This window comes from Streptomyces sp. NPDC060028 (genome assembly GCF_042736725.1).
In the GTDB taxonomy this organism is placed as follows: Bacteria; Actinomycetota; Actinomycetes; order Streptomycetales; family Streptomycetaceae; genus Streptomyces.
This window is the reverse complement of record NZ_JBHWVJ010000077.1, coordinates 28,437-34,921: the sequence shown is the minus strand read 5'-3', so window position 1 is coordinate 34,921 and position 6,485 is coordinate 28,437. Positions and strand designations below refer to the sequence as shown.

Below are 6,485 nucleotides of genomic sequence, written 5' to 3'. Positions count from 1 at the left end.
CAGCAGCAGAAGTCACACAGCAACTAACGATCAACTACTGGCGCAGGACACTAGCGCTGGTAGCCGAGGACCGTCATCATTCCGGCCGCCGAGTGGTACACGTTGTGGCAGTGCAGCATCCACAGCCCGGGGTTGTCGGCGTCGAAGTCCGCCGTGAGGGTACGGGTCGGCAGGATCACCGCGGTGTCCTTGCGGGCGCCTGCGGACCCCGGGCCGAGGGCGAAGGTGTGCCCGTGCAGGTGCAACGGGTGCCACATCGCCGTGGAGTTGGTGAACTCCAGCCGGACCCGCTCGCCCGCCTTCACCGCGAGCCGCCGGTCCGCCGCGTACGGCTTGCCGTCGAAGGCCCAGTCGTACGCGGCCATCCCGCCGGTCAGCCTGATCCTCACCGTACGGTCCGGCTCGCGCGCGGCGAGCGCCACCGGTTCGGCGGCCTTCAGCCCCTCCGCCGTCAGCGGCCGCCCGGACAGCTCGGCGGGCCGGGTCGCGGCGGTGGGCGCCGTACCCGAACCGGTGCGCAGCAGCGCGAGCGCCGATCGGCCCTTGCCCTCCGCGAGCGCGGTGAGCGGGAACACCCCGTCCCCGGCGGTGACCAGGACGTCGTACCGCTCGCCCATGCCCAGGAGCAGGGAGCGGGCGGTGACGTGCTCCACCGGGTAGCCGTCGGTGTGGGTGACCGTCAGCTCGTGTCCGCCCAGCGCGACGCGGAAGGCGGTGTCCCCGCCCGCGTTGACGATCCGCAGTCGGATCCGCTCGCCGGGGCGGGCGGTGAAGACCGAAGGGTCCTCGGGGGTGCGGCCGTTGACGAGGTAGTGGGGGTACGCGACGTCGCCCGCGTCCTTGCCGAGGACGTCGCTGTCCGCGCCCATGAGGACGCGCGAGGGGCTGCCGCCGGCGCCCGGGGCGGGGGCGGGGCGGGAGCCGTGCCCGGCGTGGCCGCCCGCACCCGAACCCGTGCCCATGCCCGCGCCCATGCCCTTGCGGAGCTCGGCGAGCACGGCGTCCGGGGTGGAGCCGTCGACCCCGTCGAGCCAGTCGTCCAGGACCACCACCCACTCCTTGTCGTAGGAGAGCGGCTCCTTCGGGTCCTCGACGATCAGCGGGGCGTACAGCCCGCGGTCCTGCTGGACCCCGGAGTGCGGGTGGAACCAGTACGTCCCCGGGTGCGGGACGGCGAAGCGGTACGTGAAGGAGCCGCCCGGGGCGATGTCCGGCCGGGTCAGCCCCGGGGCCCCGTCCATGTCGTTGCGCAGCGCCAGGCCGTGCCAGTGCAGGGAGGTGGGCTCGGGGAGGTGGTTGGCCAGGGTCAGGGCGAGGGTCCCGCCCGCGGTGGCCCGTACCTCCTGGCCGGGGAGCCTGTCCCCGTACGCCCACGAGCGGACGGACAACCCGCCGCCGAGGTCGAGCGCGGTGGCGGTGGCCGTGAGCCGGACCTCGGTGAGCGGGCCGGTGGCCCGGCGGGCGGCCTCGGCGGCCCGTACCTCGGGGCCGGCCGGGTCGACGTAGCCGCCGGGCGCGGCGGGAGCCCCGCCGTGGTCCATGGAGCCGTGGTCCATGCCGGCCGTGCCGGAGCCGCCGGAGCACGCGGCGAGCAGCCCGGACCCGGCGACGGCCGCGGCGGCACCGAGGACGGCGCGGCGGGTGGGCAGAGCGGGCGGGGTGTGGTGGGGAGCGCGGAACGAGCGCATGGTGGAGCACCTCGTGACTGTGTGGTGCGGGCAGGCGGGCGCCGTCTGCCGCCGCCCCGCGGGCATGCGGGGGCGGCAGCGGGACCCGTCCTATACGCGCAGCACCGCCAGCCGGGTGAGGAGTTCGCGGGGCGGCGGCGGGTCGGGACCGCCGGACCGGCCCGGCGCGCGGGCCGCGCCCCCGAGCGGCGCGGCACGGCGCGGGCCGGCCAGTCCGGCTCCGAGGATCAGCAGGATGAGCGCGGCCAATACGGCGAGACAGACCGACATGGGGTCCATGCCGGTGCCGAGGCCGTTGCCGATGCCGGACAGGAGTGCCCCGGCGGTCGTGTCGTCCGCGGCGGTGCCGGGGGTGCCGGGGGTGCCGGAAGCACCCTGGCCGTGGTCCGGCGCATGCGCGGCGGCGGCGGCGGTCCGGGCAACGGAATGGCCCGCGGGCGCGTCCTCCATGGCGTGCCCCTGCGCCGGGTGACCCAGCGTGTGCATGGTCACGATGCCCAGCAACAGCGCGGCGAGCAGCAGCGGCCGGGGCCACCGGACAGCTCGTCGCACGGTACGCAGGGCGGGGCGCGTCATGCGGGAAACCCTACCCGGGGTGGGTATCCGATCGTAGGAGCGGCCCCGCCGTGTTTAGGATTAGTCGCACTATGTCCACTGTGTCCAGCACAACGCGCGACGGCAGTGCCCCGGTTGCCGTCCTCATCGGCCTCGGCGCCGCCGCCTACACCGCGTGGGTGCTCGAAGTCGTGCTCTCCACCGGCCTCAACCCCATCGAGACGTACGTCAGTGAGCTCGCCGCCCAGGACCAGCCGCTCGGCGGCCTCTTCCGGGCCACCGACTTCACCGCCGGACTCCTCGCCTTCCTCGGCGGCGCGCTGGCCCTGCTCAGACTGGTCCGGCGCGCCGAGTCCCGCCGCCCCTGGGCCGTCGCCGGCTGGGCCGGCGTCACCCTCTTCGGCGCGGCCACCGCCGCCGACGCCTGGCTGCCGCTGAGCTGCACGCCCACCGCGGACCCCGAATGCGCCGCCCGGGAGACCGCCGGACTGGTCCCCGCCACCCACCAGGCCCACGCCGTCAGCAGCAGCCTCGCCATGACCGGCGCGCTCGTCGGGATAGTGGCCCTCACGGTCGCCGCCCGCCGCTACGGCTGGTTCGCCCCGCTCGCCCGCCACGGCCCCGCGCTCGTCGCCCTCGAACTGCTCGCCACCGCCTGGACCCTGTCCGCCATCGCACTCTTCACCGCCGGGCGCGGCACCTGGGCGCTGGGCGCCGGACAGCGGCTCCAGGTGCTGTTCGTGGCGATGTGGCTGGCGCTGCTCGCGTACTCCGTGCACAAGGAGCGCCGCACGTGAGGGCCGAGAGCGGGTTCGTCCGGCTGGGCGGGGTCCCGCTGCACGTGGTCGTCGAGGGCCGGGGGCCGGTGGCCGTGCTCAGTGCCGGGCTCGCCATGGCCTGGTTCGACTGGGACCGCGTCGCCGCGCTGCTCGTCGCCGAGGGCCGTACCGTCGTCCGCTTCGACCGCCCCGGACACGGCCTCAGCGGCCCGGCCGCCGTGGCGCCGAGCGCCGCCGGGGAGGCCGACCGGATCGCCGGGCTGCTGGACGCGCTGGGCTTGCCCGGCCCGGTGACCCTGGCCGGGCACTCCATCGCCGGGTTCCACGCCGAGGCCTTCGCCCGCCTGTACCCGGAGCGCACCGCCGCCGTGGTGCTGGTCGACGGCAGCGTGGAGGAGGCCCCGCGCGTCCTGCTGCCCCCGGGGCTGCGCACCGGCGCCGCCCGCGCGGCCGGCCGGGCGGTGACCGCCGCCGGGCTGCCGGCCGCGCTGGGACCACTGGCCCGGCGGGCCACCGTACGGGTCTCCCGCACCGGCGGCGCCGACCCGGCCGCGCGGGACCTCGTACGCCGCTGCTACCGCACCGGCCGGGTCTGGCGCGGGGCCCTGCTGGAGAACTCCCGCTACCTCGACGTGGCCGCCGAGGTGCTGGGCCTGCGCCGGACCCACCCGCTGACCGTCCCCGCCACCGTCCTCGCCGGGTACGACGGCTCCGCGCGCGGCTCCGCCCTGCGCTGGCTCGCCCGCCAGGCCGGCCTGGCCGACCTGCTCGGCGCCCGCTTCGAGGTCGCCGAGCCCGCGGGGCACCTGGTGATGCTGGACCGCCCGCACCAGGTGGCACGGGCGGTCCTCGAAGCAGCAGCCGGGCCTCGCGAGTGGCCGGGTCCTGGCCCTGGGATGGGGCCTGGGCCTGGAACGGGGCCGGGTCAGCCCTTCGCGTAGACCTTCTCCGCCCAGCCCGCTATCTGCTCCTCCGAGAGGTGCCGGGCCAGGTCCGACTCGCTGATCATGCCGACCAGCCGCTTGTCCTTGATCACCGGGAGCCTGCGGATCTGGTGGCTCTGCATCTCCTCCAGCACCTCGTCCACGCCCGCGTCCGCGTCGATCCAGCGCGGGGTGCCCTTGGCCATCTCACCGGCCGTGATCTTCGACGGGTCGTGCCCCTTGGCCACGCAGCCCACCACGATGTCGCGGTCGGTCAGGATGCCGCAGAGCCGTTCGGTGGAGTCGCTGATGGGCAGCGCGCCCACATTGAGCCGGCTCATCAGCTGAGCGGCCCGGTCCAGGGTCTCGGTGGCGGGGATCCACTGGGCCCCGGGGTGCATGATGTCTCCGGCGGTGGTCATCGAGTCAACCTCCTGAACGCGCCGTGGCGACCGGGCGCGGATGCGCCGGCCCCGGCGCCTCCATCGTCGTTGCGCCATTCGGCGCACGCGACTCCAGACGGGCGAACGCACGCCCGTACGGGTGACCGTCACCGGTGACCGTACGGGCGTGTTCCCGGGTGTCCGGCCAGGTCAGGCGCGCGGCGCCGCCCCGCGCTGGGTCAGCATGTCGGCCATCAGGGTGAGCTCCGACTGCTGCGCCGCCACCATGCCCTGCGCCAGCGCCCGCTCCGCCGGGGTCTCGCACTGGGTGGCGCAGCCCTGGGCCATGGCGACGCCGCCCTTGTGGTGGTCGGTCATCAGCTGGAGGTAGAACACCTCCGCCTCCCCGCCGTCCAGGGTGGCGAGCCGGGCGAGCTCCTCCTTGGTGGCCATGCCGGGCATCAGCGCGCCGGGCCTGGCACCCTGCGCCCCGGTGCCGCCCCCGCCCCCGCTCCCGTGTCCCTCCCCGTGTCCGTCCCCGTGTCCGGCGTGCTCGTCCCCGGTCGCCATCCAGGACATCGGCGGCTCGTCGGCCAGCACCTTCGGCAGCCCCCACAGGTCCAGCCAGCCCAGCAGCATGCCGCGCTGATTGGCCTGGGTGTTGGCGATGTCGTACGCGAGGCCGCGTACCGCCTCGTCCTTGGTGCGGTCGCGCACGATGAAGGACATCTCCACCGCCTGCTGGTGGTGCACCGCCATGTCCCGGGCGAAGCCGGCGTCCGGCGAGTAGAGCCCCGGGGCGCGGGACGACGTACCGGAACCACCCGCGCCGCTGCCGCCGCCGCTCGCGGTGGCGACCGTGGCCCCCACGGCGAACAGCAGCGCGGCGCCGACGGCCGCGCCCGCGGCCCAGTACGTACGGCTCACTTCTCGGCCAGCCCGTTCGTGCAGGCCGCGCCGGGCTCGGGGGTCTGCGGGCCCTGCACGTACTTGGTGAAGAACTGCGCCACGCGGGGGTCCGCCGCGTTGTCCACGGTCAGCTGCTTGCCCCAGGCGCTGAGCATGATCGCGCCGGCCTGCTCCTTGTCCGGGCTCATCAGCGTGTACGGAGTCTTGCCCACCGTCCCGGCGAGCTTGTCGACGTCGGCCTTGGCGGCCTTCTCGTTGTACGTCACCCAGACCGCGCCGTGCTCCAGCGCGTGCACGGCGTTCACCTCGGGGATCGGGTTCTTGTAGACGTCGCCGTTGCAGTTCATCCAGCGGGGGCTGTGGTCCCCGCCGACGGGCGGGTTCATCTCGTACTTCACGGGGGTCTCGACGTGGTTGCGGCCCAGCTTCTTGGCGTCCCAGGTCTGCTCGCCGTTGACCGGGGCCGTGCGGGCCGCCGCCTCGGCGTCCTTCTTGTCCCGCTGGTCGATCATCACCCACGCACCGAAGCCGATGAGTCCGGCGACGACGGCCGCCGAGACGGTGATCGCGACGGCCTTGTTGCGCCGGTCGCGTGACTGGTCGGCGCGGCGCATCTCGGCTATGCGCGACTGACGGGAGTTGTTGTCTGCATTCCTGCTGGACTGGCTGCCCATAGTGCCCTGTTTCCTTCTGCTGAGGTGAGGGGTTCGAGGAGAGGTGTGACGGCGACGCCGGACCCGTCAGGTCCGCAGGACTTGGAGGGCGTACAGGTCGGGGGCGCGCGCGAGGGCCCCGCTCGGGCGGCCGCGCCCCGCGGGCGCGGGGCGGGCGGCCGGTGCGGGGCCGGTCCCCGCCACGCCCACGGCGGGAGGCGGGACGGGCAGCACGCCGGGGGTCGCGTGCGCGTGGGGGCCGCAGCCGGGCAGGTCGTACGGCGACACGCAGACGGCGTGCGTCCCGGCCGTATCCGTACGGGCCTCGCCCGGGCGGGCGCACAGGAACGCGGCGGCGAGGAGCAGCACCCCAAGAGCCGTCAGCCCGAGGGCCGTCAGCCCGAGGCCCGTCAGGGGAACGGCACGCCGAGCCGTGGCACGCCTGTGGCGCACCTCCTCGGCCTGCTCCCAGCCCCCCATGGGCGCCGATGGTAATGCTCATGACGGGCCCAAGGTCAGTGCGGGGGTGCCACGAGGTTTGAGGGGTGCGTAATGTGGCGGAAACCACCGCTGGCGATACTGGGCCGGCCCGACT

The 6,485-nt window shown here is 74.9% G+C and carries 8 protein-coding genes; 2 read left to right on the top strand and 6 right to left on the bottom strand.

Annotated features, from left to right (window positions below):
• Nucleotides 1–50: 50 nt before the first annotated feature.
• Nucleotides 51–1,688 carry a multicopper oxidase family protein gene (locus ACFWBF_RS29325; RefSeq protein WP_385607187.1) on the bottom strand — a complete coding sequence of 546 codons (1,638 nt, stop codon included), beginning with the start codon at nt 1,686–1,688 and terminating at the stop codon, nt 51–53.
• Between the two features lie 90 nt (nt 1,689–1,778).
• The gene (locus ACFWBF_RS29320; protein ID WP_385607185.1) at nt 1,779–2,264 is read right to left on the bottom strand and encodes a hypothetical protein; all 486 of its coding nucleotides are present in this window, start codon (nt 2,262–2,264) and stop codon (nt 1,779–1,781) included.
• 71 nt (nt 2,265–2,335) lie between these two features.
• On the opposite strand from ACFWBF_RS29320, the gene ACFWBF_RS29315 reads away from it, so the two are divergent.
• Entirely contained in the window at nt 2,336–3,040 is a 705-nt protein-coding gene (locus tag ACFWBF_RS29315; RefSeq protein ID WP_385607183.1) for a DUF998 domain-containing protein, read from the top strand.
• The gene (locus ACFWBF_RS29310; protein ID WP_385607181.1) at nt 3,037–3,963 is read left to right on the top strand and encodes an alpha/beta fold hydrolase; all 927 of its coding nucleotides are present in this window, start codon (nt 3,037–3,039) and stop codon (nt 3,961–3,963) included. Before ACFWBF_RS29315 ends, ACFWBF_RS29310 begins: the two co-directional genes overlap by 4 nt.
• On the opposite strand, the gene ACFWBF_RS29305 is transcribed toward ACFWBF_RS29310, so the two are convergent.
• The 4 genes from ACFWBF_RS29305 to ACFWBF_RS29290 all read right to left on the bottom strand — a co-directional run bounded on the left by ACFWBF_RS29305 (nt 3,948) and on the right by ACFWBF_RS29290 (nt 6,370).
• On the bottom strand, nt 3,948–4,367 hold the full coding sequence (locus tag ACFWBF_RS29305) for a CBS domain-containing protein (protein ID WP_385607179.1): 420 nt from the start codon (nt 4,365–4,367) through the stop codon (nt 3,948–3,950). The genes ACFWBF_RS29310 and ACFWBF_RS29305 overlap by 16 nt on opposite strands.
• Before the next feature lie 171 nt (nt 4,368–4,538).
• Entirely contained in the window at nt 4,539–5,255 is a 717-nt protein-coding gene (locus ACFWBF_RS29300; RefSeq protein ID WP_385607177.1) for a DUF305 domain-containing protein, read from the bottom strand.
• Entirely contained in the window at nt 5,252–5,911 is a 660-nt protein-coding gene (locus tag ACFWBF_RS29295; RefSeq protein WP_385607175.1) for a DUF3105 domain-containing protein, read from the bottom strand. Before ACFWBF_RS29295 ends, ACFWBF_RS29300 begins: the two co-directional genes overlap by 4 nt.
• 66 nt (nt 5,912–5,977) lie before the next feature.
• Entirely contained in the window at nt 5,978–6,370 is a 393-nt protein-coding gene (locus ACFWBF_RS29290; protein ID WP_385607173.1) for a hypothetical protein, read from the bottom strand.
• Nucleotides 6,371–6,485: the final 115 nt, after the last annotated feature.